Below are 23,944 nucleotides of genomic sequence, written 5' to 3'. Positions count from 1 at the left end.
GGCGGGTGCATATGCCGAACGCGGCATCAGTGGCCCTCGTGGCCGGGCACGACCAGCGTGTGCTCGTCGATCTCGACCTCGACGCCCTCGAAGCACTCCTGCACGTTGCCGAGCGTGAGCACGTCGTCGACGGGGCCGAAGGCGAGCTGCGTGCCGTTGACCAGCACCACGCGATCGCAGACGACGCGGGCCAGCTCGAGGTCGTGGGTCGACACGAGGACCGCCACGCCCTGGGCCTTCAGCGTGCGGATGGTGGCGATGAGCGCGTCGCGGTTGGGCTGGTCGAGGCCGTTGAAGGGCTCGTCGAGCAGCAGGAGCCGCGGCTGGGCCGCGAGCGCCCGGGCGAGCAGTCCGCGCTGCCGCTGGCCGCCCGACAACTCGCCGAACGGACGCTTCGCGAGCTCGCCCAGTCCCACGGCGTCCAGGGCGGCCCTCACCGCGGCCCGGTCGGCACGACCGGGCCACCTGAACAACCCGAGCCGTCGATACCGGCCCTGCATCACGACCTGCTCGAGGCTGATCGGGAAGTCGGGGTCGAGCTCGGTGGACTGCGGCAGAAAGCCGATCATTCCGTTCCGGGCATGTTCGCCCGAGCCGGCGATCTGCATGCTCCCCTCGGTGAGCGGAACCAGCCCGAGCACGCCGTTCAGCAGCGTCGACTTGCCCGCGCCGTTCGGACCGATCAGGGCGACCGCGTCGCCGGGGGAGACGTCGAGCTCCAGCCCCGACACCCCCGAGCCGCCCGGATGGGTGAAGGCGGCACCCCTCAGGCGCAGCACGGGCGACTCGGTCATGGGGTCATCCTTGCAGCAGTGCCGGAAGGGGGGAAGGCGTGACGCCCCACGACTCGAGGATGCGGGTCGCGTTGTGCACCTGGCTGCCGAGGTACGTCTCACCGGCCGAGCCCGCGACACCGAGCGAGTCGCCGTAGAGCGCGTCGTCACCGGAGTAGACCGTCACGCCGGCCTCGCGGGCGATGGTGGCCGCGGCCTTCGGCGAGATCGACGCCTCGGAGAACACGGCCTGCACCCCCGTCGCACGGATCTTCTCGACGAGGGCGTCGATCTCGGCCGCGCTGGGTTCGGCGTTGTCGTCGAAGCTCGGGATGACACTGCCGACGAACGTGAGCCCGTACGCGTCGATGAAGTAGGTGAAGGCGTCGTGGTTCGTGACGAGCAGCCGCTCGGCAGGCGGCACCGTCTCGACGTTCTCACGGATCCAGGCGTCGAGCGCGTCGAGCTTCGCCACGTAGGCCTGCTCATTCGCCTCGACCGCTGTCGCGTCGATGCCGGGCACGTCGGCCAAGCCCGCGGCGATGGTCTCCACCATGTGCACGGCGAGCGCCGGATCGGTCCAGATGTGCGGGTTTCCGGCGCCGTGGTCGTGACCTTCATGAGCGGATGCCTCGTCGGCGTGCTCATCGCCGTGCGCGTCGCCCGTGTGCTCGTGGCTCGCGTGCTCGCCGGCGGCATCCGTGGAGTGGTCGTGGTCATCGGTGCCGAACAGCTCGATGCCAGTGCTGGCGTCGATCAGCACGCCGTCGAAGCCCGAGGCGCTCACCGCGTCGTCGAGCCAGCTCTCGAGGCCGGCGCCGTTCACCACGAGGGCATCTGCTTCGCTCAGCGCGAGCAGCTGGGCGGCGGACGGGTCGAAGCTGTGCGCGCTCTGCGCCGGCGCCAGCAGCTGCGTCACCTCGACGTCGTCTCCGACGACCGCGCGCGTGAAGTCCCCCACCTGCGTCGTCGTCGCCACGACCGACGGCCCACCGCTGCCCTCTTCGGATGCCGCGGGGCTGGCGCACGACGCGAGCGCGAGCGCACCCGCGGATGCCATGGCGACCGTCGCGATCGTCGTGCGCAGGCCGTGGCGAGCACCGGAGCGACGGGAGATCATGATGCGAGGCTATCCGCTATTGATAATGATTGTCAAAAGCATGTGACCACGCCATCGGCCCGCCTACCTCGCGTGAACTCTTCGTGACGAACCACCGAGCACCTGTGGACGGATGCGACGAGTGTCACACCGACGTGCAAGCATGAAGCACGTGGATACGACGACGGCCCCGCTCACGTTGCATCCCTTCACCGTCGGCGATGCCGAGCGGCTCCTCTCCGGCAAGGTCGATCCGCACGACGGTTGGGAGGGCGGTTACGCGTTCACCGACGAGCCCGAGCTCCTCCGTGAGTACGTTCGCGCCGTGCGCGAGACCGGCGACCCGGCCCCGTTCGGGCCGCACCTGGTGCGACGCTCGAACGACGGCGCCACCATCGGCGGCGTGAACGTGTTCGGGCCGCCGGCCGCCGACGGCTCGGTCGAGTTCGCCTTCGGGCTCGTCCCGGCGGTGCGCGGGCAAGGGCTCGCGATCCACGCGGTGATCGCCGTGGTCGAACTCGTGCGCACGACGGGCGCGCGGGCCGCCCGCGCCGAGTGCGAGATCGCGAACCTTCCGGCGCGACGCGTGCTCGAGAACGCCGGGCTCGTCGAGGCGGGTCGCAGCGACGACTCGATCATCTACGAGATCCGGTTCTGACCGGCCTCACTCGAGGAGGAGCGCGGGCTCCTCGATGATCGAGGCGACGTCGGCCAGGAAGCGGCTCGCCACGTCGCCGTCGACGACGCGGTGATCGAAGGACGCCCCGATCGTGGTCACGAACCTCGGTCGCACCTCGCCGTCGACCACCCACGGCTTCTGCTTGATGGTGCCGAGCGCCACGATCGCGACCTCGCCGGGATTGAGGATCGGCGTGCCTGTGTCCATCCCGAACACGCCGATGTTCGTGATCGTGATGGTGCCGCCCTGCATCTCGGCCGGCTGGGTCTTGCCCTCGCGCGCCGTGAGCGTCAACTGCTCGAGGGCGGTCGCAAGCTCCACCATCGTCATCGCCTGGGCGTTCTTGACGTTCGGCACGAGCAGGCCTCGGGGCGTGGCCGCCGCGACGCCGAGGTTCACGAAGTGCTTGACGATGATCTCCTCGTCGGTCCACTGCGCATTGACCGACGGGTTCCGGCGTACAGCCCAGATCATGGCCTTCGCCATGATCAACAGCGGCGACACGCGGACGCCGGCATAGTCGGGCGACGCCTTGAGCCGCTTGATGTACTCCATCGTGCGGCTGGCGTCGACGTCGACGAAGACCGATACATGCGGTGCGGAGTATGCACTCTGCACCATCGCGGCGGCGATCGCCTTGCGAACGCCCTTCACGGGGATGCGGGTCTCGCGGCCCGCGGGAGCCTCGGGCGTCTGGATGTTGCGGAACACGCTGGCCTGGCTGGCCTCGCGGATCACGTCGTCGCGGGTGACGTCGCCGATCGGTCCGGTCGGCATGACCCGCGAGAGGTCGACCCCGAGGTCCTTCGCCAGCTTGCGGATGGGCGGCTTCGCGATGACGGGCATGCCCGAGTCGGGTCGCGATGCCGGCGCGGGCGCCGCCCCGCCTGCGGCAGTGCCGATGGCCGGCGCGGACACGGTCTGCGCCGGGGGAGCCGCCGGTGCCGCGAGGTGCTCGTGCGCGCCGCCGGGGGAGGGGTGCCGGGAGCGACGCGTCGCGTGCGGGCCCGACGAGCCGTGCCCGACGAGCACCGCGCCGCCTCCCTCCGACGGCGCCGGTGCGTGCGAGGCGACGGTTGCGCCCGCGGCGGGCGAAGCGGGGGCGGGAGCCGGAGCTGATGTGGCGGCGGCACCGGCGCCCGACGAAGCGGTCGGTGCGGGTGCCCCCGCGGCGGTCACCGAGGCATCCGTCTGGATCACGAGGATGGGGGTGCCGACGTCGACCGTCTTGCCTTCGTCGACGAGCAGTTCGGACACGACGCCCTCGAACGCGCTCGGGAGCTCGACGAGCGACTTCGCCGTCTCGATCTCGACGAAGACCTGATCGAGCGCGATGCGATCGCCGGGGGCGACGCGCCACTGCACGATCTCGGCCTCGGTGAGTCCCTCACCGACATCGGGGAGGGGGAATCGGATCTCGCTCATGCTGTCTACCCTCGCAGTCGATCTATGCCGTCGGCGTCATGTGGTGCGCGGCCGTCAGTACGCCAGGGCGCGGTCGACGGCTTCGAGCACCCGGTCGGGGCTCGGCAGGAACTCGGTCTCCAGTGAGGCGGGCGGGAACGGGGTGTCGAAGCTCGAGACGCGGAGCACGGGCGCCTCGAGCGAGTAGAAGGCCCGCTCGGCCACCGTGGCCGCGATCTCGGACCCGACGCTGACGAAGCCGTACGCCTCCTGCGCGACGACGAGCCGCCCGGTGCGCTGCACCGAGTCGAGCAACGGGCCGTAGTCGATGGGGGAGAGCGACCGCAGGTCGACGACCTCGATGCTCGTGCCCTCGCCGCCCGCGATGTCGGCCGCCTGCAGCAGGGTGGAGACCATTGCGCCGTGTCCGACGACGGTCACATCGGTGCCCTGCCGGATGACGCGGCTCGCGTGCAGTGGCATGCCCGAGTGGTCCTGGTCGACCGGCCCCTTCGGCCAGTAGCGGCTCTTCGGCTCGAAGAACAGCACCGGGTCGTTCGAGGCGATGGCCTCCTGGATCATCCAGTACGCGTCGTGCGGGCTCGACGGGCTCACCACGCGCAGGCCGGGAGTGTGCGCGAAGTACGCCTCGGGGCTCTCCTGGTGGTGCTCGATCGAGCCGATGTGGCCGCCGTAGGGCACGCGGATGACGACGGGCATCGAGACCGTGCCGTCGTGCCGCACCGTCTGCCGCGAGAGCTGCGTGGTGATCTGGTCGAAGGCCGGGAAGATGAATCCGTCGAACTGGATCTCGACCACGGGCCGGTAGCCGCGCATCGCGAGGCCGATCGCCGAGCCGACGATGCCTGACTCGGCGAGGGGAGTGTCGAGCACCCGCTTGTCGCCGAACTCGGCCTGCAGGCCCTCGGTCACCCGGAAGACGCCGCCGAGCGGACCGATGTCCTCGCCCATGAGCAGCACCTTGTCATCGGCGCGCAGCGCCTCGCGAAGGCCGGCGTTGATGGCCTTGGCCATCGAGAGGGTCTGCACTCCGCGCATGCCTGCTTCGGTCTCGCCTTGCACCGCGGGTGCGACGGATGCCGCGGGCGCGGCCTGCTCGCGGGTCGCCCCCACCTCGGCAGAGGTCGCGACCGCCTCGTCCATCAGGCGCTCGTCGTCGGTGCGTGAGCTCATGCCGCTCCTCCCTCGAAGCCGGACTCGTACGCCTCGAGCCACGCGGACTCCTCGGCCATGAGCGGATGCGGCTCGCTGTAGACGTGCCGGAAGATCTTGTCGCGCGCGGGCCCGGCGACGTCGAGCGCACGCCGGCGCATGTCGGACGCGACGTCGGCCGCCTCGGTGTCGGCGTCCTCGAAGAAGGCCGCCGACGCGCCCCGCCCCTCGAGCCAGGTGCGGTACCTCGTGATGGGGTCGCGCTCGGCCCAGAACGCGACCTCTTCGTCGGTGCGGTACTTGGTGGGGTCGTCGGCGGTGGTGTGCGCGCCCATCCGGTAGGTCACCGCCTCGATGAGGCTGGGTCCGTCGCCCGCGCGCGCCTCCTCGAGCGACTGGCGCGTGACGGCGTAGCTGACGAGCACGTCGTTGCCGTCGATGCGTACGCCCGGCATGCCGAAGCCGCCGCCGCGCAGCGAGAGCGGGCTGCGCGACTGGCGGGAGACGGGCACCGAGATCGCCCAGCCGTTGTTCTGCACGAAGAAGACCTGCGGCGTCTGGTAGCTCGAGGCGAAGACGAGCGCCTCGTTGGCGTCGCCCTGCGAGGTGGAGCCGTCGCCGTAGTAGACGAGCACTGCGGCATCCGCCTCGGGATCGCCCGTGCCGACCACGCCGTCGAACTGCATCCCCATGGCGTAGCCGGTCGCGTGCAGCGTCTGGGAGGCGAGCACGAGCGTGTAGAGGTGGAAGTTGCCGTTCTCTGCAGGATTCCACCCGCCGAGCGTGACGCCGCGCAGCAGCGACAGGATGGCGACGGGGTCGAGCCCGCGGATCATGCCGGCGATGTGCTCGCGGTACGACGGGAAGATGTGGTCCTGCGGCCGTGCGGCGCGAGCGGACCCGACCTGGGCGGCCTCCTGCCCGTGACTCGGCACCCAGAGGGCCAGCTGGCCCTGCCGCTGCAGGTTCGCGCCGGCGATGTCGATGCGCCGGGACACGGCCATGTCGCGGTAGAACTGCTCGAGCATCGAGTCGGGCAGCGCCTCGACGAGGGGCAGGTACTCCTCCGCCTCGGGCGTCGGGCGCAGCTCGCCCGACGGGGTCAGGAGCTGGACCGTCGGCGCGGTGAAATCTCTCTCGCGGGCTGCCACCGTTCCACGGTACCCGCTACGAGGTACGCCCTTCTTGTGAAGCCGGTACAAGCTCACCGAGGATGCGGAGGAGGGTTTCGACAGACTCGGGCTCGCCGATCGAGATGCGGATGCCCTCGGGCGGGAACGCCCGGGTGACGAGCCCGGCGGAGAACAGGCGCTCGGCGACCTCGACGGTGGCGTCGCCCGTGGGCAGCCACACGAAGTTGCCGTGCGCCTCGGGCACGGCCCAGCCCTGCTCGAGCAGGGCCGCACGCACCGCGTCTCGGCGCTGGGCGATCGTATCGACGCGGGCGAGCAGTTCGGCCTCGGCGGCGGGCTCGAGCGAGGCGAGTGCCGCGGCGGACGACGCGGCGGTGACGCCAAGGGGGATCGCGGTCGCGCGCGCGGCGTCGAGGATCGCCTCGGGACCGACGGCATAGCCCACCCGCAGGCCGGCGAGCCCGTAGGCCTTGGAGAAGGTGCGGAGGATCACGAGGTTCGGGTGACGGCCGATGAGCGAGCGGCCGTCGACGGATGCCGCGTCGCGGACGAACTCGATGTAGGCCTCGTCGAGCAGCACGAGCAGGTCGCCCGGCACCCTGGCCATGAATGCGTCGAAGTCGGCGGCCGTGACGATGGTGCCCGTGGGGTTGTTCGGCGAGCACACGATGGCGACACGCGTGCGCTCCGTGATGGCGTCGACCATCGCGTCGAGGTCGTGGCCGTGATCGGCGCGGTTCGGCACCCGAACGCTCGCCGCGCCCGACACCGTGACCAGGCCGGGGTAGGCCTCGAACGACCGCCACGAGTAGACGACCTCGTCGCCCGGACCGGCGGCCGCGGCGATGAACTGCGCGAGGAGCGAGACCGACCCGGCGCCGACGATCACCTCGTCAGCCGTGACGCCGAATCGCTCCGCCAGTCGCTCGCGCAGGGGGAGGGCCGTGGCGTCGGGGTAACGGTTGATCTCGACGGCCGTCGCGGCGACGGCATCGGCCACCCCCGGCAGCGGCGCGTGGGGGTTCTCGTTGCTCGAGAGCTTGAAGCCGTCGGCGGGCGCCGGGCGGCCCTGGCGATACGGGGGGAGGGCGGCGATCTCGGGGCGAAGGCGCACGCTGGCCCTCATCGGCTCGGCTGCGGTCACGGATTCCACCGTACCCCTTCGCGCCACGGCGCGATCTGCCGTGACGGGCGACCACCTCTCTGCCAGAGTTGAGGAATGCGCTTCATCGTCAAGGTCATCGTCGTCGCCGTCGCCCTGTGGCTGACGACGCTCATCGTCGCCGGCGTCAAGGTGGTGCCGTACGAGGACACGACGCTCGCGACCGTGCTCACGTACCTGTTGGTCGGCCTGATCTTCGGCTTCGTGAACGCCTTCGTCGGCACCTTCGTGCGGATCATCGCGTTCCCGCTGTACGTGCTCACGCTCGGGCTCATCTCGTTCATCGTGAACGGACTCCTGCTGCTGCTCGTGGCCTGGATCAGCGACCTCATGGGGTTCGGCCTCGTGGTCGACGGCTTCTGGTGGGGCGTGCTCGGCGCGCTCGTGCTCGGCCTCATCAGCTGGCTGATCGGCCTCATCGTGCGCCCGTCGCGCGACTGAGGTCGCGCGTCGCCACCCAGTCGCTGCGCAACCCGGACGTTCCACCGCTCACCTCGCCGACGAGGCTCCGGAATGCGACGAGCCGTTCGTCTTCCGATCGGTCGACGGCCGCGGCGGTCGCGCGGTAGCGCGCCAGCTCGTGCGCCGGCAGCATGCCTGCATACTCCCGGTCGGTATCGAGGACGCTCCTCGATACGGCGATGAACTCGGGAGACGAGTGCCCGGCGCCCCCGGTGGCCGGCACGAGATCCTCCTCGTGCTCGAGCGAGACCACGCCGACGCCGTCGCGGAGGGGCGCCGACGCGACCGGGCCCCCCAGGTTCAGGGCACCGACGACGTTGAGGTCGGCGTCGCCGGCGAGCTTCGCCGCGATGACGCCGCCGCCCGAGTAGCCGACGGCGAGGAGGCGGTCGCCCGGAGCCGCACCCGCTTCATCGAGTGCCGCCCGCACCGCACGCTCGCCGGCCCCCGAGTCGGCGCCCGCGAGCCGCAGGGCGTCGATGGCGGTGTCGTCGGCGATGCCGTGCAGGTTGCTCGTCATGTCGGCGGGCTGTTCTCCGGCGGTCAGCCCGAGGTCGACGGTGCCGCCGACGTAGACGATCCAGCTGGCGTCGTCAGCCGTTCCGTATCGCTCGATCCGGATCTGTGCGCCGCCGTCTTCGGGGCTCGGTACTCGGTCGGCGAGGTCGCCGTATCCGTCGGGCGGCGCCACCACGTCGCCGAGGTGCGCGGGCGCCTCGGCCGGATGCCCGTGCGGTGCCAATGCCGCGGGCGGCGTGTGCTTGCCGACCAGGCGCTTCCCGTCGGCGACGGCCTGGTCGACGCGCGTCACGCGCGAGACCGTGACGGGGCCATCGACGAGCACACGGCTGCCGGCGAGTCCGAAGAGGCCGGCGGCGCCGAGCAGCACGGACGCGCTCTCGGGAGCCCGGACCAGCGGCCCGAGAGCCGAGGACACCGGGCCAGGCCCCATGACGACCTCGTCGGCGTGGTCGGCGGCGACCCGGACGAGCCGCACGAACTCGGGATCGGACAGCAGCCCCCGGTGCTCGGCCAGCCAGGACACGAGCGGGGTCTGCTTCATGCCGACGGCGCGCCCGATGCCCGAGCCGACGGCGTACCCGCCCGCCACGAGCACGCCGTTGGCGACGAGCAGAGGGGCGAAGGCGCCGACCCACGGCGCCGCGATGACGGCGCCGAGCTGCCAGAGCGCTTCGACTCGGCGCTCGACATCCCCGTACCGCTCGGCCGCGTCGAGGAGCGAGGAGGGCAGCCGACGCGCCAGGCGCTCGACGTGCCCCAGGCACTGGCGCGCGAACCCGAGGCTCGCAAACGGAGACCCTGCGGCGCCGAATCCCGACAGGCCGTCGAGGTCGATCGTCTCCAGCCCGCGCGAGATGCGGTCGAGGCGATCGAGCCAGTCCGCGACGATCGCGGCGGTGGCCGCCAACTTGGCCGCGTGCACGAACAGCTCGTCCACCTCAACGGCCGTGGATCCGCCCCCGGAGATGACGAGACCATCAGCTCCCGGTTGCGCCGACGTCATCTCGTGCCACCGCGTTCGAGGCCCGCCAGCTCGAACTCGAGGTTGCGGACGTGCTGTCGGAGGGACGATTCGGCATCGCTCAGCAGCGACGTGGCCTTCGCGAGTCCCGCGCGAAGGTTGTCGAGCCGCTCCATGTACCCGATCGTCGCGTCCGAACGCCAGCCGGTGGGATTCGCCGGGATGAGCCTCGACTGATCGATTCGGACGGCGTCGGAGAGCGACGCCAGCACGAGCAGGTGGCGGCGGGCGGCGTCGAGGCGTTCCGCCGTGGCGGTGCCCGTGACCACGGCGACGTAGGGTGCGGCGGAGTCCATGCCCCGATGCTCGCGCGGCAGAAGCGCGCGCGGCGAGTCGGCGGGGCATCCGTGCATCACTCCCCATCGGCTCGGCCTTGTGGAGGACGAGCCGTTCGACGGCCGAGCGCCATACCGCGCTCAGTCGAGCAGCACCTGCGCCAGCTCCTCGGCCGCGACACTTCCGAACCGGCTGGCCGGACTCGACATCTCGACGACCGCGGAGGCGATCACGAGCGCCCAGCCGCGCGCCCGGTCCCACGTCGCCTCGTCGACCCCACGGCGGACCTCCAGCTCGGAACGGAAGCGGCGCCGCGAGCGGGCGTCGAAGGTGAGCCATGCTGTGGCGAGGTCGGTGGCCGGGTCGCCGGCGGTCAGGTCCCCGAAGTCGACGACCGCGACCAGGAAGCCCGACGGGGCGAGCAGCACGTTGTGCGGGTGCAGGTCACCGTGGAGCCACACGGGCGGGCCGGTCCACTCGGATGCCGCGAGCGCACGCTCCCACACCCTGAGCAGCCGATCTGCGTCGGGGATGCGCCCGCCGGTGAGGCGCGCTCGGATCGCCGCGTCCCGGCGGGCGAGCGGCACGCCGCGGTACGGGTTGGACGGGGCATCCACCGGCGCCGGCGTGGCGCTCAGCTCGGCGACGAACCCGGCCAGTGCGCTCGCCGCGACCCCGCGGGTCTCGAGATCGAAGGAGAGCCCGCTCTGCCCGTCGAACCACGGGACGATGCTCCACGGGACGTCGTAGCCCAGCTCAGGCGCCGGCCGGCCGACGCGCACCGGCGCGGGCACCGGAACCGGCAGCGCGGCCGCGAGCTCGGGCAGCCACCGTTGCTCGTTCCACATGAGCCCGACCCCTTCGTGCCGTCGCGGCATCCGCACGGCGTACCGCTCGCCGAGGCGGAACAGCACGTTGTCCCACCCGCCGGCCGCATGCCGCACCGGTCCGGCGAGGTCGGGATGCTGGGCGGCCACGAGCCGGGCGGCGAGCTCCGGGTCCACGTGGAAGTCGGGCGGCGGGGCATCCGTCATCGTCGCCCCCTTCGGTGTCGGACTCGGAGTCGACCAGCGTATCGTCGGCGCGATTTTCCTGCTGTGCCCGGCGCCGTTCTCGTCCACAATGGGACCATGACGCGAGCGGAACCCGCGGGGGACGCCGCGCAGCCCTTCAGAGTGTCGTTCGTCTGCACCGGCAACATCTGCCGGTCACCGATGGCCGAGGTCGTGCTGCGCTCCCTCGCCGAACGCGCCGGGCTCGGCGAGCACCTCGCCATCGAATCGGCGGCCACCGGTGACTGGCACGTGGGCGAGCGTGCCGACCAGCGCACGATCGACGCGCTCGAGCGGGCGGGGTACGACGGGTCGCAGCATCGCGCGCGCCAGTTCGAGGCCGGCGACTTCCCCGACCTCGACCTCATCGTCGCGTTCGACCGCGGTCAGGCGCGCATCCTGCGCAACTGGGCGCCGTCGTCGCTCGACCAGGACAAGGTGCGGTTGCTGCTCGAATTCGACTCCGACCTGGCGCCGCTGCAGGACGTGCCCGACCCCTACTACTCCGACGAGGCGACCTTCGATCGAGTTCTTGGGATGATAGAGCGGTCGACGTCGGCACTCTTCCGGCAACTCGCGCCCGCACTCAGACAAGGAATCCGATGACTTCGCTGCCTCCCCAGCCGCTCAGCCCGCTCGACGGACGGTATCGCGCCGCCGTCGGCGAACTCGGCGAGCACCTCTCCGAGGCAGGCCTGAACCGGGCGCGCGTGCAGGTCGAGGTCGAGTGGCTCATCGCGCAGACCGATCGCGGATTCTTCGGCTCGTCGCCGCTCACCGCCGAGCAGAAGGCGCAGCTGCGCTCCGTCGTGGCGGAGTTCGGCCAGGCCGACATCGACGAGCTCGCCACGCTCGAGGCCACGACCCGCCACGACGTGAAAGCCGTCGAGTACTACGTGCGGCGGCGGCTCGAGCTGCTCGGACTCGACGCGATCTCCGAGCTCACCCACTTCGCCTGCACGAGCGAGGACATCAACAACCTCTCCTACGCGATCACCGTGCGCGACGCCGTGCGCGAGGTGTGGCTGCCGAAGTACCGCACCGTCATCGACGCGATCGCGGCCCTCGCCGTCGAGCACCGCGACGCGGCGATGCTCTCGCGCACCCACGGCCAGCCGGCGACCCCGTCGACCATGGGCAAGGAGCTCGCGGTCTTCGTGCACCGCCTCGAGCGCATCGCGAAGCAGGTCGAGGCCACCGAGTACCTCGGCAAGTTCTCGGGCGCGACCGGCACGTTCTCGGCGCACGTGGTCGCGGCACCGGATGTCGCGTGGCCCGACGTGTCGCGCGAGTTCGTCGAGTCGCTCGGGCTCACCTGGAACCCCCTCACCACGCAGATCGAGTCGCACGACTGGCAGGCGGAGCTCTACGGCCGCGTGTCACACGCCAACCGGGTGCTGCACAACCTCGCGACCGACATCTGGACCTACATCTCGCTCGGCTACTTCCGGCAGATCCCGCAGGCCGGCGCCACCGGGTCCTCGACCATGCCCCACAAGGTGAACCCCATCCGCTTCGAGAACGCCGAGGCCAACCTCGAGCTCTCGTCGGCGGTGCTCGACTCGCTCGCCGCGACCCTGGTGACGAGCCGCCTGCAGCGCGACCTCACCGACTCGAGCGCGCAGCGCAACATCGGCGTCGGCTTCGGGCACTCGCTGCTCGCGCTCGACAACATCGAGCGCGGCCTCCGTGAGATCGACCTCGACGCTGCGCTGCTCCTCGCCGACCTCGACGGCAACTGGGAGGTGCTCGGCGAGGCCATCCAGACGGTCATCCGCGCCGAGGTCGTGGCCGGGCGCTCGACCATCGCCGACCCGTATGCGTTGCTGAAGGACCTCACGCGCGGCAAGCGCATCGGCGCGGCCGACCTCGCCGCGTTCGTCGAGGGGCTCGAGATCGGCCACGACGCGAAGCAGCGCCTGCTCGCGCTCACCCCCGCGACGTACACGGGCCTCGCCTCGGAGCTCGTCGACCGACTCTGAGCGGCCGCGCGCCGCCGCGGGTCAGTGGCCCCGGGGCGACCCGCGGTCGTCGTCGGGGTCGACACCGGTCTCGCGCGCGTCGGACGCCGGCCCTGCGGCATCCGTCGACGTGCCGGGAGCACGGTCGGCCTCGTGGATCTCGGCCGACTCCATCGCGTCGGGCTTCACCGCCATCGAGAAGAGCGCGAGTCCGACGAGCACGATGATGAACACGCCTCCGGCGGCGATGAGCGCCAGGTTCCACTCACGAGTGGCGACGAGGGTGATGACCCCAGTGAAGATCGCCGCGATCGCGGCGCCGCCGACGTACTCGACCGGGCGGAGCATCTCGCGCTTCGAGGGCTTGTAGTCGCCGTTCGGCTGGGTCACGGGTGCTGCTCCGATCCGGATGCCTCGGCGCCAGGCGCCAGGGCCCACTTCAACGAGAATCCACCGATGACGAGATAGACGCCGAGGATCACGAAGTACCCGCCGAGCAGGCCGACCGCGGTGACGGGGTCGGGCGGCAGCAGCAGGAAGACGAGTGCGAGGATCGCGGTGAAGGCGCCGGCGGCGATCCAGTCGCGCGCGGCGGAGGTGCGGCCGCGAGCACGGAGCCCGGCATAGAGCTCCACGAACCCCGTGACGGCGGCCCAGATGCTCACGAGGTAGAGCAGGAACGGCAGCGCACCGGGCACGGTGACCGCGAGCAGGCCCGCCGCCACAGTGGCGATCGCGGTGACGAGGAAGAGCGAGCGGATGCCGCGATCGTCGATCAGCCGCAGCGTCAGGGCCCCCACGACGAGGCCCGACGCGATGGCCCACGCCCCGAAGATGAGGAGCCCGAGCTCGGGGGAGTGGTTCGGCGAGAACGTGATGACCGCGGCGGGCACGAGGGCGAGGAGTCCGCGGACGACCGGGACGACCCAGTATTGGGTGCGCTCCGGGGCAGTATCGCGGGCGGTGGCCACGGCGACCTCTTTCACATCGGAGGGGGGTACCGATCCATCCTACGTGGGTCCACCTGTGCGCTCGAACGGGCTCCGATCGGTGCGGCCGGTGCTCCGGCGGGACCGGAGTCCACAGCTGACGCGAAACGGGGTGGACGCCGCGTGCGCGACATCCACCCCGTTCGGGACCGGATCAGTCAGGCCTGGGGCCTACTTCCCACCCTTCCCGCTGGCGGTGACCGAGATGCTCACCTCGGTCGTGTCGCCGTCGGTGACCGTGTCACCGAGGTAGCGCACCTCGACGTCGACCATGCCCTTGTTAAAGGGGCCGACCTCGAGCACGGCCTGTCCGGCCACGAGCTGCGCGGAGTCGACGACCTCGCCGTCGATCACGGCCTGCACGGTGCCGGTCGCCTGCGGACCGGTGGAGGAGACGACGACCGCGATCGACGCGGTCTCCTTCTTCTGCTTGATCGTCGAGGGCGCCGTGGCGGTGACCGTGGACACGGCCTTCGCGATCGTGATGGGCACCGCGATCGACGTGCCGGTCGCCGCACCCGTGAGCGTCAGCTCGGTTGCGCCGACCGGAGCGCCGGCGGGCAACTGCACCGACACCGAGGCGGTGCCGTACTCGTCGTACGGTGCCGTGCCGATGGTGTTGTCGACCGGGAAGGTGCCCAGCGGGGTGTCGCCGAGCGACACGACCAGCGACGCATCCTTCACGTCGGCGGCCGTCGACATCGCCCACGACTTCACGTTGAACGCGACCGTGGCACCCGGCAGGTACGTGGCCGGCGCGCCGGCCGGGAACTCGACCTGCACGGCGTGCTGCTCGTAGTCGACCGGAAGCGGCGTCGTTCCGCCGAACGCGGCCATGTAATCGACCATCGCATTGAGGTCGATCTTGCCCGTATCCCGCTTGCCTGTGCCGTTGGCGAACTCGAAGAAGTTGTCACCGCCGGTGCCGAGGAACGAGTTCACCGTTACCGAGTACGACGTCGCCGGGTCGATCGGCACTCCGTTCAGCCACATGCCGGTGACCGTGCCGTACCTCGCCTCGTACGGCGTCACCGATTCGTCGACATCGGGGGTGGCCGGGTTGTCGAGCGGGTACTCGGTCGCGAAGCGCTCGGTGTACGTGTACTCGAAGCCCTGGGAGACTCCCAGGCGGAGGAACGGCCGGGTGAGCAGCCGGTTCAGCGAGTCGCGCGGCTGCCACTGCTGCTCGAGCACCGTCTTGATCTGCGCGCCGGTCAGCTGCATGTTGACGAGCGTGTTCGCGAAGGGCTGCACGACCGCCGCCTGCTTGTAGGTGAGCGTTCGCGGGTACGGGTCGGTACCGGTTCCCACCATGTCCTCGCGCAGACCGCCCGGGTTCATGAACGCGATCTCCGCCGAGCCGGACTCGGGGGTTTCGGTCGCCCAGCGCTGCACCTCGGCGACCAGGTTGCCGAGGGTCGACTCGCCTCCGCGATTCTCTGTGGTGCCGTTCGCGAGCTTCGCACGGTTGAACGCACCGCCGATCTGGCCGAGGGGTTGCGCCCCGAGCACGTCGGCAGCGGCCTTCGCGTCGGCCGCGATCTGCGCGACCGCCGGGTCGGCCGGGTACAGCGCGACGTTCGACGAGTTCTCGAGCGGCAGGATCGCCTGCGTCTTCGCCGACACCACGCCGGTGCCGCCGTCGACGGTGTACACGAGCTGGTTGAGGTTCGTGCCGTACTGGCCGGCGGAGACGACCGGTCGGTCGGTCACCGCGCGTCCGGCCCATGCGGAGACCGGGAACGAGCAGTTGTAGGCCAGGTGCGTGTGACCCGAGACGATCGCGTCGACGTCGGGCGAGATGTTGTTGACGATGTCGCCCCACGTCGTGCCGGGTGCGTTCATCGTGGCGCAGTTCGTCGTCGGCGCACCCTCGTGCACGAGCATGACGACGAGGTCGGCGCCCTCGGCGACCAGGTCGGCCGCCTCGGCGTTCACCGACGTCACGATGCCCTTGACGTCGATGTCGGCGATGCCGCCGGGGCTGACGAGCGAGGGCAGCTCCTCGGTGACGGCGCCGACGAAGCCGACCTGCACGTCGCCGAAGCTCTTGATCCAGGTGGCCGGAACGGCGTCGTCGCCGGTCGCCTTCATCTTCAGGTTCGCGGCGATGTACTGCCACTGCGCGCCACCGTAGGGGTTGGTCGTCGCGTCGTAGGGGGCCATGACGCGGTTGACGAGGTCGTCGTAGCCCTGGTCGAGCTCGTGGTTGCCCACGGCCGACACCTCCAGCCCGGCGGCGTTCAGCGCGTCGATCGTCGGCTTGTCGTGCTGGATGAACGACTCGAACGTCGAGGCGCCGATGAGGTCGCCCGCCGCGGCGAAGACCGTGTTCGGGTTGCTCGCACGCAGCTGCTTCACCGCGCCGGCCAGCACGGCGGCGCCGGCCTCGCCGTTCGTCGCGTTGTTGAGGATGCGACCGTGGAAGTCGTTGGTGGCGAGGATCTGCACCTCGGTGGGTGCGGCGTACGCCGGTGCGGCGGACAACCCCGTGAGGATGAGGCCGAGACCGACGGCCCCGGCGGCGATGCGGCGAGCTGTGGACATGTGCGCCAGTCTTTCGCTTGGACGTTTCGGGAGGATGAACGCAGCGTCCGACCGGAATGAACGCGGGTGAGGATGCTTCGCTCCCGGCCATTGGATCATCCCGCCGTCCACCGGACAAGACCCCTGCTCATATGAGCAAGTCGTCCTTCGCGTTGCGTTCGATGAGCACGCGCCCGAGGCGCACGAGGCCGGGCCCGACGGCGGGCCAGCGACCGCGACGAGCTCGACCGGCAACGCGGCAACCCTACCGACCGGTTACAGCGCCTTGACCGCCCCCAGCACCTTCGCCAGCGAGTCCTTCGCGTCGCCGAACAGCAGCGTGGTCTGGGGCTCGAACAGCAGCTCGTTCTCGATGCCCGCGAAGCCCGGCCGCATCGACCGCTTCAGGAACACCACCTGGCGCGCGTCGGCCACCTCGAGGATGGGCATCCCGTAGATCGGCGAGCCGGGCGTCGACTTCGCGGCGGGATTGACGACGTCGTTCGCCCCGACGACGAGGGCGACATCCGCCGTCTTGAACTCGGGGTTCACCTCGCCCATCTCCTTCAGCGACTCGTACGGCACGTTCGCCTCGGCGAGCAGCACGTTCATGTGCCCGGGCATGCGCCCCGCGACCGGGTGGATCGCGAAGACCACCTCGATGCCGCGGGACTCGAGCTCGGACTGCAGCTCCGCCACGGTGTGCTGGCCCTGCGCCACGGCGAGGCCGTAGCCCGGCACGATGATCACCTTCTGTGCGTAGCCGAGCAGCACGGCCACGTCTTCGGGGCTCGACGAGCGCACGGGCCGGTCTGACGCCTCGGTGGACCCGGCCGTCGACCCGCCGCGGAACGCGCCGAACATGATGCCCGACACGCTGCGTCCCATCGCCGACGCCATGGCCCGGGTGAGGATGGTTCCGGATGCGCCGACGAGCGTGCCGGCCACGACGAGCAGCACGTTGCCGAGCACGAGCCCCGACGCCGCGACCGCGAGGCCGGTGAACGCGTTGAGCAGCGAGATCACGATCGGAACGTCGGCGCCGCCGACGGGCAGCACGAGGAGCACGCCGGTCAGGAGCCCGAGCACCAGCAGCACGACGGCGAGCCAGCCCGCGCCCGTGACGACGACGGCGACGGCCGCCGCGATGGCCGCGACGAGGGCCCCCGTCATGAGCACCGGGAGTCCGGGGAAGACGACCGGTCGCGTCGTCATCAGCTCCTGCAGCTTCGCGAAGGTCACGAGCGACCCCGCGAAGGACACGGCGCCCACGAGCAGCGTGAACACGATGGCGACGCGCACCCACGCGTCATCCGTGTGCGCGAGTTCGAGCAGCGCCACGAGTGCGGCCGCACCGCCGCCCACGCCGTTGAACAGGGCGACGAGCTGCGGCATCTGCGTCATCTGCACGCGACGGGCGACGGGCGCGGCGATGGCCGAACCGACCGCGATCGCCGCGAGGATCCACGGGATGTTGTCGAGCTTCGACGACAGGAACACGGTGATGACCGCGATGAGGGCGCCGGCCGCGCCGATGAGGTTGCCGCGGCGGGCGGTCTTCGGCGAGCTCAGCCCCCTGAGGGCGAGGATGAAGCAGACGGCGGCGACCAGGTAGAGGATCGCGGTCCACGTGGGGGAGAGGAGGATCATCGACCGGCCCCCTTGCGACCGCGGAACATCTCGAGCATGCGGTCGGTGACCACGAACCCGCCGACGAGGTTGGCGGTCGCGAGCACGACGGCCACCAGGGCGATGGCGAGCGTCCAGCCGTCGGAGGCCTGGCCGGCGACGATGATCGCACCGACCAGGATGATGCCGTGGATGGCGTTCGCCCCCGACATCAACGGGGTGTGCAGGGTGCTCGACACCTTCGAGACCACCTCGAAGCCCACGAACACCGACAGCACGGTGATGGTGAGCAGGGCGACGCCGTCCATCAGCGGGCTCCTTCCGCGTCGAGTGCTTCAAGGGCCTCGGCGGTGGCCGGATGCCGCACCATGCCGTCATGCGTGAGGCAGGCGTCGAGCACCACCACGTCGCCGAAGTCGGGCTCGACCGATCCGTCATGCGACATCAGGGCGAGCAGGTTGGCGACGTTCTTGGCGTAGAGGCGCGACGCGTCGGCGGGCATCGTCGAAGCGGCATCCTTCATGCCCACGAGCGTGACCGTGCCGCCGCCGTCGGCGGTCGGCATCGCGACGTCCGACCCGGCCACCGAGCCCTCGACGTTGCCGCCCGACTCGGCGGCGAGGTCGACCACCACCGACCCGGGGCGCATCGCCCGCACCATGTCGGCGGTCACGAGCAGCGGCGCCGGTCGCCCGGGGATCGCCGCCGTCGTGATGAGCACGTCGGAGTCGGCGACGTGCGGGGCGAGCAGCTGCCGCTGCCGCGCCGCGCGATCGGCGCCCAGCTCCTTCGCGTACCCGCCGCCGGCATCGGCCGCGTCGAGGTCGAGGTGGATGAAGGTGCCGCCGAGCGACTTCACCTCGTCGGCGGAGGCCGCGCGCACGTCGTTCGCAGAGACGCGGGCGCCGAGGCGCTTGGCCGTGCCGATCGCCTGCAGGCCGGCCACGCCCGCCCCGAGCACGAGCACCTTCGCGGGAGGGATGGTGCCGGCCGCCGTCATGTAGAGCGGGAAGAACCTCGGCAGGCGCATCGCCGCCTCGAGCACGCAGCGGTAGCCGGCGACCAGCGCCTGGCTCGTCAGGGCGTCCATCGACTGGGCGCGGGAGATGCGCGGCACCAGCTCGAGGGCGAACGCCGTCACGCCGGCGTCGCGGAGCGCCCGCACCGTGGCCAGCTCGGTGGAGGGCGAACCGAGTCCGATCGTCACCGCGCCCCGGCGCAGGCGGCCCGGCGTCTCGGGTTCGAGGGGACGCACGTGCAGCAGCACGTCGAGGTCGCCCAGCCCCAGGGGGTCGACCACCGTCGCCCCGGCCTGCTCGTAGGAGGCATCCGAGTGACCGGATGCCTCGCCCGCACCGTGCTCGATGAGCACCTCGAGCCCGAGGCCGGCCAACTGCTTCACGGTCTCGGGCGTGGCGGCCACCCGCCGCTCGCCTGTTCGTCGCTCTCTCGCGATGCCGACCCTCACGGTCGCTCCTCTCCACACGGGAGTGCAGCGGCGCCGCCGGCACGGAGGAATTCGATGCCGCGGCACTGCTGCACGTGTGGCGAGCGTACCCGCCGACGCGGCATCCGAGCCACGATTCGCCCGTGTCAGGGCCGAAACATCAGCGGTTCTTCACCTGTGCGGAAGTGTCGCGCACGATCGTTGCGCCGGCGGCGGTCCCGGCGACGGTCATCCGTGGAGGCACCGGTGCAGCGGCCGTGCTCGCACCGGAATGCCGGAAGGCGGCGAGGGCGGTCCGCAGCACGAATGCCGACCAGGCGACGAGTCCGAGCAGCTTGGCGCCGTCCTCGACGAGCACGGAGGCCTGCGTCGCCGCCACGAGCAGGTCGGTCGCTGCCGAGACCCCGAACGATCCGACCGCGAGCACGAGGAGCCCGACCTCGAGGTCGCGGACGATCAGGGTACGGAACTCCAAGACGAAGCGGAGGAACGCGAATCCGTACGCTGCCGCGACCACTACGGCCGTCCACGACGCGAACGTCGCGGCCTCGTGCAGCAGGAGGAGGTCGTCGAGGACGAGCACGAGGCTCACGACGGCCATCCACAGCAGCAGCCTGGGCCAGGGTGCGCGGGCCTCGCGCAGGACGAGCCGCGCCGTCACCGCCGCGCCGCTCGAGAGCGCCAGCACGATGATGCCGAGGTTGGACACCAGTCCGTAGGCGGGGCTCGCGGCATGATGCCGCGTGGCGATCACCTGGCTGTCGCGCATCAGGTCGCTCGGTGGAAGCCACGGCTGCACCGCCGCCAAGGCCAGCAACACCACGACGGGCACGACGACGGACGCGTAGACCGGTAGCGGCGTTCGCGCCATCATTCGCGGTATCGACGGGAACGCGCCTTCATCGGTGCGAACTGCATGCATGAGATCTCCACCCGACACATGCCACGCTGCGGTCGGGACTTCCTCTGGGCGGCGACACCGGCGACCGGGCTCTCGGGCAGAGCCGCCGATCGTGCCGCCCATTCGGGTCAGCGGCAGGATCGGGTCATCGGCTGAGGGTCGTCGCAACCATAGGGGCGAGCGCTCGCGTGGTGAAGGGCTTGACAGGCGCGCGCGACGACGCCCGCGCCCTACCGCCAGATGGTGAGGCGACGCACGAGGGCGAGGTGGGATGCCGCGGGTCGGAGGATCCCGATGCCGCCGATGGCACCGGGCGGGAGCGGCATCCGTCTCGAAGCACGCCAGGCGGATGCCGCGTGGCCGGACGACCGCAGCCGCGTCCAGCCGCCCGCACGCTCGATGCGGTTGCGGCCGACGTGAAGCGGCGTCGACGCGAACCACTCGTCGCCGATGCGCACCGCCAGCCGAAGGCAGCGACCACGGCGCACCTCCACGCCGAAGCGGGTGACGTCGTGACCGGCGAGACCGTCGATCGAGTCGAACGCGACCAGCCGTGCACGCGTCGACGCCGGCATCACGAGGCCGCCCCGGGTCATCACGGGGGACGGCCGTCGGGACGCGGTCGCCACTTCCGTCCACCCGAGGGCGCCGAGCGGCCACGCGCCGCCGCCCCCGCCGTTCCCGGCCCCACCCTCGGTCGCGGGCACGGCGGTCGGCCTGAACAGGTCGAGGTCGACGAGCGGTCGAGCGGGTGGGGTCCACGATGCGGCGAGCGCGACGATCTCCGCGGGTCGGAGCGCACGCGCCCAGACGGCCAATCGCGCGATGGCTCCGGCGAGGTGATTGCCCATCCCCGTGGTCAGCCGCACGGCGCCCAGTGTGAACTCGGCGCGCGCGCTGCGGTTCAGCCCGTGGCCGAAGCGGTACGGGTTCTTCGCGTAGACCAGTCCGGCACCGACCGGAGGCCCCACCTCGGTGAAGGCAGGCCGCCGGTCGGCGGTGCCGTCGAGGAACGAGACGGCGTGGCATCCGTCGTACGTGAAGCCGACCACGCGCCACGTGCCTGGCGCCACCATGCGGGCACTCGCGGAGTAGTCGCGGCTGTACGGAAGGCCCGGGCTCGGCCGGCCGTCGTGCGAGACGTGCCCGATGACCTGCTGCGCGCCGCCGTACGTCGGCAGGCTGAGGAAGAGCCCGTACTGGCGGCGTGGATCGCGATCGTCCTCCTGCCACATGCCCGCCACGAAACCGGTCGAGGTGGTGTCCCGTCGAACCAGCGCGAAGACCGACACCTCGTCTCCGAAGCGCGCCGCGTCGAGCGGACCGGATCGCGAGGACTCGATCCGGAGGTGGTCGCGCACGCCGTCGAACACCACCGCCCCGCCGACCAGCGGATCGGGTTCCCAGCGCGGCGGATGCGGGCCGGAGAGGATGAGCCCGTGTCCGGTCCGATCCGACAGGCCGCCGAGGCCGGCGCGGAAGTCCCATTCGACTCCCGCGCCGGCGATCACTGCGATTCCAGGATGGGGTCCGCGACCGCGCAGACGTCCTCGAGCACCGCCTCGACGTCGGCATCCGGCTGCCACAACCCGTCGAACACCGGCTTGGTCGCCGTCTCCAGCTCGGGGAAGGACACCGGATAGTCGACCTGCTGTGCCGAGTCGAGCGTGTCGAGCAGCGACGCCTTCGCCGACTCCGGCGGCACCTGCGGATACAGGCCCGAGACGAACTCCTCGGTCTGCAGCGACGACCGGGGCGCGACGTAGGGCAGCGCCGCCGACCCCTCCTCGCTCGTCAGGTGCGCGAACAGGCGCGTCGCCAGCTCGGGGGCCTGTCCGTCGGCGAAGACCACCATCGAGGCCTGCCCGATGAACGGGCTGTAGTCGACGTCACCCTCGGGCTGCGGCGCCATGTCGTACTCGAACGTCGAGTCCGCGAGCTGCGCCAGCGTGCTCGGCGCACCGAGGTACATGCCGGTGTCGCCGGTCGGGAAGCTCGACGCCGAGCCTGGAGCGGGGTACGAGCCGTCCTCGAAGACCATGTCGTGCACGAACTGGAAGGCATCGACCGACGCGTCGTCGGCGTACCCGCACGATGTCCCGTCGGGGTAGGCCTCGCCACCGAATCCCTTCAGGAACGGCGTGAACAGCGCATAGCTCGTGTATCCCCACTGCGGGATGTCGAACCCATAGGTCACGACACCGGCGTCGACCAGCGCCTTCGCCTGCTCGCGCAGCGCATCCCACGTCCACTCGCCCTTGGCGAGCAGCTCGTTGGGCGTCTCGAGTCCGGCGGTCTCGAAAGCGGTCGTGTTGTAGATGATCGGATGCGTCGTGCCGGCGAACGGGTAGCCGTAGAGTTCTCCGTCCTCGCCCTCCAGCGCGCTGAGGAGGTTGGGGATGATGTCGCCGTACGCCCAGTCCTCGTCGTCCTCGAGCGAGCTGACGTCGGCGAGCGCACCCGAGTCGACCCAGGCCGGCGTCGCGGACTCGACGATCCAGCCGAGGTCGGGCGCCTCGCCGCCGCTGAGCCGGATCGCGAGCTGGGAGTTGTACTCCGCGAACGGGATGGTCTCGATGGTGAGCTCGCCGAGCTCGGGGTTGTCATCGCGGAACTCGTCGGCGAGCGCCTGGAACTGCCCGATGATCTTCTCGTCGGCCGTCCAGACCGTCATGGTGAGGTCGACGGGCTCGTCGTACTCGACTTCCGTCGGTGTGGGGGTGTCGGCGCTCGGCGAGCAGCCGACGAGCAACAGTGCTGCGGCGGATGCCGCGGCGATGCCCGCTCGCTGTGTGCTTCTCATGGGTGGTGCCTCTCTCTTCATCGAGGGTGCGGGCGCCTCTGCGGCCGCGAGGACGGGGTCACTTGATGCCGGTGCCGGCGATGCCCTGGACGAACTGGCGCTGCGCGACGAAGAACACCGCGAGCACGGGCAGGACGCTCAGGGTGGTGGCCGCCATCTGGATGTTCCAGATGGGGATGCCCGTGATCGGATCCGTGAACGACTGCAGCGCGATCGGCACCGTCCAGAGCTCCCGGGTCCGGAGGAAGACGAGCGGCTCGAGGAAGTCGTTCCAGCTGTTCAGGAACGTCAGGATCGCGAGGGCCGCGAGCGGAGCCTTGGCGAGCGGGAGGGCGACGCGCGTGAACAGGCCGAAGCGGCCGAGTCCGTCGACGCGACCGGCCTGTTCGAGCTCGATCGGCAGGGCGAGGAAGAACTGGCGCATCAGGAAGACGCCGAGGACGGCGGGCACGCCGAAGATCGCCGGCACGATGAGCGCGAGGTGGGTGTCGATCCAGCCGAACGCCGAGACGATGCGGAAGAGCGGGATGATCGTCACCTCCGGCGGTATCAGCAGCGCGCTCAGCAGCATGACGAAGAGCACCGACCGTCCGCGGAACTCGATGCGGGCGAACGCGTACCCGGCCAGTGAGGCGACGGCGAGCACGCCGATCGTCGTCACCGATGCGATGTAGATGCTGTTGAGGAACTGCTGCAGGAACGGTCCCGTGATGAAGGGCACGAGGTAGTTGCCCCATCGCGGGTCCTCGGGCCAGAGCACCGGCGGGTTCTCGAACACGTCGCCGTAGGTCTTGAGCCCGGTGGAGAACATCCAGAAGACGGGGAACACGAATGGCACCGCGACGAGTGCGAGCAGCAGGTACATGCCGACGGTGCCGAGGCGACCTCGCCCGCCCGCCCCACCTGATCGTGGGAGGCGGCGGCGAGGGGCC

23 protein-coding genes are annotated in these 23,944 nt (G+C 70.9%); 4 read left to right on the top strand and 19 right to left on the bottom strand.

Translation table 11 applies throughout. The features are described 5' to 3' along the window. Positions 1 to 26: 26 nt before the first annotated feature. Both J2X63_RS07905 and J2X63_RS07900 read right to left on the bottom strand, forming a co-directional pair. Entirely contained in the window at positions 27 to 794 is a 768-nt protein-coding gene (locus J2X63_RS07905) for a metal ABC transporter ATP-binding protein (protein WP_309975837.1), read from the bottom strand. A 4-nt stretch (positions 795 to 798) separates the two neighbouring features. Continuing rightward, positions 799 to 1,893 (bottom strand): metal ABC transporter substrate-binding protein, encoded by a 1,095-nt coding sequence (locus J2X63_RS07900; RefSeq protein WP_309975833.1) that lies wholly within the window; start codon positions 1,891 to 1,893, stop codon positions 799 to 801. 151 nt (positions 1,894 to 2,044) lie between these two features. Between J2X63_RS07900 and J2X63_RS07895 the strand changes: the two genes are divergently transcribed. Next, positions 2,045 to 2,530: a GNAT family N-acetyltransferase gene (locus J2X63_RS07895; protein ID WP_309975830.1), complete on the top strand. Its 486-nt coding sequence runs from the start codon at positions 2,045 to 2,047 to the stop codon at positions 2,528 to 2,530. Positions 2,531 to 2,536: 6 nt separating this feature from the next. Here J2X63_RS07895 and J2X63_RS07890 read toward each other — a convergent pair whose 3' ends face one another. From J2X63_RS07890 to J2X63_RS07875, 4 genes are all read right to left on the bottom strand, one after another. Then, positions 2,537 to 3,976 carry a dihydrolipoamide acetyltransferase family protein gene (locus tag J2X63_RS07890; RefSeq protein ID WP_309975829.1) on the bottom strand — a complete coding sequence of 480 codons (1,440 nt, stop codon included), beginning with the start codon at positions 3,974 to 3,976 and terminating at the stop codon, positions 2,537 to 2,539. A gap of 54 nt (positions 3,977 to 4,030) precedes the next feature. Then, complete coding sequence (locus J2X63_RS07885; RefSeq protein ID WP_309977860.1) at positions 4,031 to 5,014, bottom strand: alpha-ketoacid dehydrogenase subunit beta; 984 nt, start codon at positions 5,012 to 5,014, stop codon at positions 4,031 to 4,033. Positions 5,015 to 5,145: 131 nt separating this feature from the next. Then, positions 5,146 to 6,279 (bottom strand): thiamine pyrophosphate-dependent dehydrogenase E1 component subunit alpha, encoded by a 1,134-nt coding sequence (locus J2X63_RS07880; protein WP_309975827.1) that lies wholly within the window; start codon positions 6,277 to 6,279, stop codon positions 5,146 to 5,148. A 16-nt stretch (positions 6,280 to 6,295) separates the two neighbouring features. Further along, positions 6,296 to 7,387, bottom strand: a complete 1,092-nt coding sequence (locus J2X63_RS07875) for a histidinol-phosphate transaminase (RefSeq protein WP_309977859.1) — start codon at positions 7,385 to 7,387, stop codon at positions 6,296 to 6,298. Between the two features lie 93 nt (positions 7,388 to 7,480). Between J2X63_RS07875 and J2X63_RS07870 the strand changes: the two genes are divergently transcribed. After that, positions 7,481 to 7,864 carry a phage holin family protein gene (locus J2X63_RS07870; RefSeq protein WP_309975825.1) on the top strand — a complete coding sequence of 128 codons (384 nt, stop codon included), beginning with the start codon at positions 7,481 to 7,483 and terminating at the stop codon, positions 7,862 to 7,864. On the opposite strand, the gene J2X63_RS07865 is transcribed toward J2X63_RS07870, so the two are convergent. The 3 genes from J2X63_RS07865 to J2X63_RS07855 all read right to left on the bottom strand — a co-directional run bounded on the left by J2X63_RS07865 (position 7,839) and on the right by J2X63_RS07855 (position 10,738). Continuing rightward, complete coding sequence (locus tag J2X63_RS07865) at positions 7,839 to 9,344, bottom strand: hypothetical protein (protein ID WP_309975823.1); 1,506 nt, start codon at positions 9,342 to 9,344, stop codon at positions 7,839 to 7,841. The two genes, J2X63_RS07870 and J2X63_RS07865, sit on opposite strands and share 26 nt — an antisense overlap. Before the next feature lie 62 nt (positions 9,345 to 9,406). Further along, on the bottom strand, positions 9,407 to 9,724 hold the full coding sequence (locus J2X63_RS07860; RefSeq protein ID WP_309975821.1) for a hypothetical protein: 318 nt from the start codon (positions 9,722 to 9,724) through the stop codon (positions 9,407 to 9,409). A gap of 120 nt (positions 9,725 to 9,844) precedes the next feature. Further along, positions 9,845 to 10,738: an aminoglycoside phosphotransferase family protein gene (locus J2X63_RS07855; protein ID WP_309975819.1), complete on the bottom strand. Its 894-nt coding sequence runs from the start codon at positions 10,736 to 10,738 to the stop codon at positions 9,845 to 9,847. A gap of 96 nt (positions 10,739 to 10,834) precedes the next feature. Here J2X63_RS07855 and J2X63_RS07850 point away from each other — a divergent pair, with 96 nt between their 5' ends. Then, a complete protein-coding gene (locus J2X63_RS07850; RefSeq protein ID WP_309975817.1) occupies positions 10,835 to 11,362 on the top strand; it encodes a low molecular weight protein-tyrosine-phosphatase in 528 nt (175 codons plus the stop codon). Then, complete coding sequence (gene purB / locus J2X63_RS07845; RefSeq protein ID WP_309975815.1) at positions 11,359 to 12,738, top strand: adenylosuccinate lyase; 1,380 nt, start codon at positions 11,359 to 11,361, stop codon at positions 12,736 to 12,738. The genes J2X63_RS07850 and purB overlap by 4 nt, the downstream gene beginning before the upstream one ends. 21 nt (positions 12,739 to 12,759) lie before the next feature. Here purB and J2X63_RS07840 read toward each other — a convergent pair whose 3' ends face one another. From J2X63_RS07840 to J2X63_RS07795, 10 genes are all read right to left on the bottom strand, one after another. Next, positions 12,760 to 13,107 (bottom strand): hypothetical protein, encoded by a 348-nt coding sequence (locus J2X63_RS07840; RefSeq protein ID WP_309975812.1) that lies wholly within the window; start codon positions 13,105 to 13,107, stop codon positions 12,760 to 12,762. Next, positions 13,104 to 13,688, bottom strand: a complete 585-nt coding sequence (locus tag J2X63_RS07835) for a DUF308 domain-containing protein (RefSeq protein WP_309975811.1) — start codon at positions 13,686 to 13,688, stop codon at positions 13,104 to 13,106. The genes J2X63_RS07840 and J2X63_RS07835 overlap by 4 nt, the downstream gene beginning before the upstream one ends. 189 nt (positions 13,689 to 13,877) lie before the next feature. Continuing rightward, positions 13,878 to 16,253: a bifunctional UDP-sugar hydrolase/5'-nucleotidase gene (locus tag J2X63_RS07830; RefSeq protein WP_309975809.1), complete on the bottom strand. Its 2,376-nt coding sequence runs from the start codon at positions 16,251 to 16,253 to the stop codon at positions 13,878 to 13,880. 255 nt (positions 16,254 to 16,508) lie between these two features. Then, a complete protein-coding gene (locus tag J2X63_RS07825) occupies positions 16,509 to 17,882 on the bottom strand; it encodes an NAD(P)(+) transhydrogenase (Re/Si-specific) subunit beta (protein ID WP_309975807.1) in 1,374 nt (457 codons plus the stop codon). Continuing rightward, positions 17,879 to 18,169 (bottom strand): NAD(P) transhydrogenase subunit alpha, encoded by a 291-nt coding sequence (locus J2X63_RS07820; RefSeq protein WP_159605404.1) that lies wholly within the window; start codon positions 18,167 to 18,169, stop codon positions 17,879 to 17,881. Before J2X63_RS07820 ends, J2X63_RS07825 begins: the two co-directional genes overlap by 4 nt. Further along, positions 18,169 to 19,329: a Re/Si-specific NAD(P)(+) transhydrogenase subunit alpha gene (locus tag J2X63_RS07815; protein WP_309975803.1), complete on the bottom strand. Its 1,161-nt coding sequence runs from the start codon at positions 19,327 to 19,329 to the stop codon at positions 18,169 to 18,171. The genes J2X63_RS07820 and J2X63_RS07815 overlap by 1 nt, the downstream gene beginning before the upstream one ends. Before the next feature lie 139 nt (positions 19,330 to 19,468). Next, positions 19,469 to 20,179 carry a hypothetical protein gene (locus tag J2X63_RS07810; protein WP_309975800.1) on the bottom strand — a complete coding sequence of 237 codons (711 nt, stop codon included), beginning with the start codon at positions 20,177 to 20,179 and terminating at the stop codon, positions 19,469 to 19,471. A 260-nt stretch (positions 20,180 to 20,439) separates the two neighbouring features. Then, positions 20,440 to 21,720 (bottom strand): hypothetical protein, encoded by a 1,281-nt coding sequence (locus J2X63_RS07805; RefSeq protein WP_309975798.1) that lies wholly within the window; start codon positions 21,718 to 21,720, stop codon positions 20,440 to 20,442. Continuing rightward, entirely contained in the window at positions 21,717 to 23,012 is a 1,296-nt protein-coding gene (locus J2X63_RS07800; protein WP_309975796.1) for a sugar ABC transporter substrate-binding protein, read from the bottom strand. Before J2X63_RS07800 ends, J2X63_RS07805 begins: the two co-directional genes overlap by 4 nt. 58 nt (positions 23,013 to 23,070) lie before the next feature. Next, positions 23,071 to 23,877, bottom strand: a complete 807-nt coding sequence (locus J2X63_RS07795; protein WP_309975794.1) for a carbohydrate ABC transporter permease — start codon at positions 23,875 to 23,877, stop codon at positions 23,071 to 23,073. Positions 23,878 to 23,944 lie beyond the last annotated feature (67 nt).

It is taken from the genome of Agromyces sp. 3263 (assembly GCF_031456545.1).
In the GTDB taxonomy this organism is placed as follows: Bacteria; Actinomycetota; Actinomycetes; order Actinomycetales; family Microbacteriaceae; genus Agromyces.
This window is presented reverse-complemented; position numbering and strand designations above follow the sequence as displayed.

Coding starts and splice junctions, on each gene's coding strand:
- J2X63_RS07905 (WP_309975837.1), bottom strand. CDS start 794: ATGACCGAGTCGCCCGTGCTGCGCCTGAGGGGTGCCGCCTTCACCCAT.
- J2X63_RS07900 (WP_309975833.1), bottom strand. CDS start 1,893: ATGATCTCCCGTCGCTCCGGTGCTCGCCACGGCCTGCGCACGACGATC.
- J2X63_RS07890 (WP_309975829.1), bottom strand. CDS start 3,976: ATGAGCGAGATCCGATTCCCCCTCCCCGATGTCGGTGAGGGACTCACC.
- J2X63_RS07885 (WP_309977860.1), bottom strand. CDS start 5,014: ATGCGCGGAGTGCAGACCCTCTCGATGGCCAAGGCCATCAACGCCGGC.
- J2X63_RS07875 (WP_309977859.1), bottom strand. CDS start 7,387: ATGAGGGCCAGCGTGCGCCTTCGCCCCGAGATCGCCGCCCTCCCCCCG.
- J2X63_RS07870 (WP_309975825.1), top strand. CDS start 7,481: ATGCGCTTCATCGTCAAGGTCATCGTCGTCGCCGTCGCCCTGTGGCTG.
- J2X63_RS07860 (WP_309975821.1), bottom strand. CDS start 9,724: ATGGACTCCGCCGCACCCTACGTCGCCGTGGTCACGGGCACCGCCACG.
- J2X63_RS07855 (WP_309975819.1), bottom strand. CDS start 10,738: ATGACGGATGCCCCGCCGCCCGACTTCCACGTGGACCCGGAGCTCGCC.
- J2X63_RS07850 (WP_309975817.1), top strand. CDS start 10,835: ATGACGCGAGCGGAACCCGCGGGGGACGCCGCGCAGCCCTTCAGAGTG.
- purB (WP_309975815.1), top strand. CDS start 11,359: ATGACTTCGCTGCCTCCCCAGCCGCTCAGCCCGCTCGACGGACGGTAT.
- J2X63_RS07830 (WP_309975809.1), bottom strand. CDS start 16,253: ATGTCCACAGCTCGCCGCATCGCCGCCGGGGCCGTCGGTCTCGGCCTC.
- J2X63_RS07825 (WP_309975807.1), bottom strand. CDS start 17,882: ATGATCCTCCTCTCCCCCACGTGGACCGCGATCCTCTACCTGGTCGCC.
- J2X63_RS07820 (WP_159605404.1), bottom strand. CDS start 18,169: ATGGACGGCGTCGCCCTGCTCACCATCACCGTGCTGTCGGTGTTCGTG.
- J2X63_RS07810 (WP_309975800.1), bottom strand. CDS start 20,179: ATGGCGCGAACGCCGCTACCGGTCTACGCGTCCGTCGTCGTGCCCGTC.
- J2X63_RS07800 (WP_309975796.1), bottom strand. CDS start 23,012: ATGAGAAGCACACAGCGAGCGGGCATCGCCGCGGCATCCGCCGCAGCA.
- J2X63_RS07795 (WP_309975794.1), bottom strand. CDS start 23,877: ATGTACCTGCTGCTCGCACTCGTCGCGGTGCCATTCGTGTTCCCCGTC.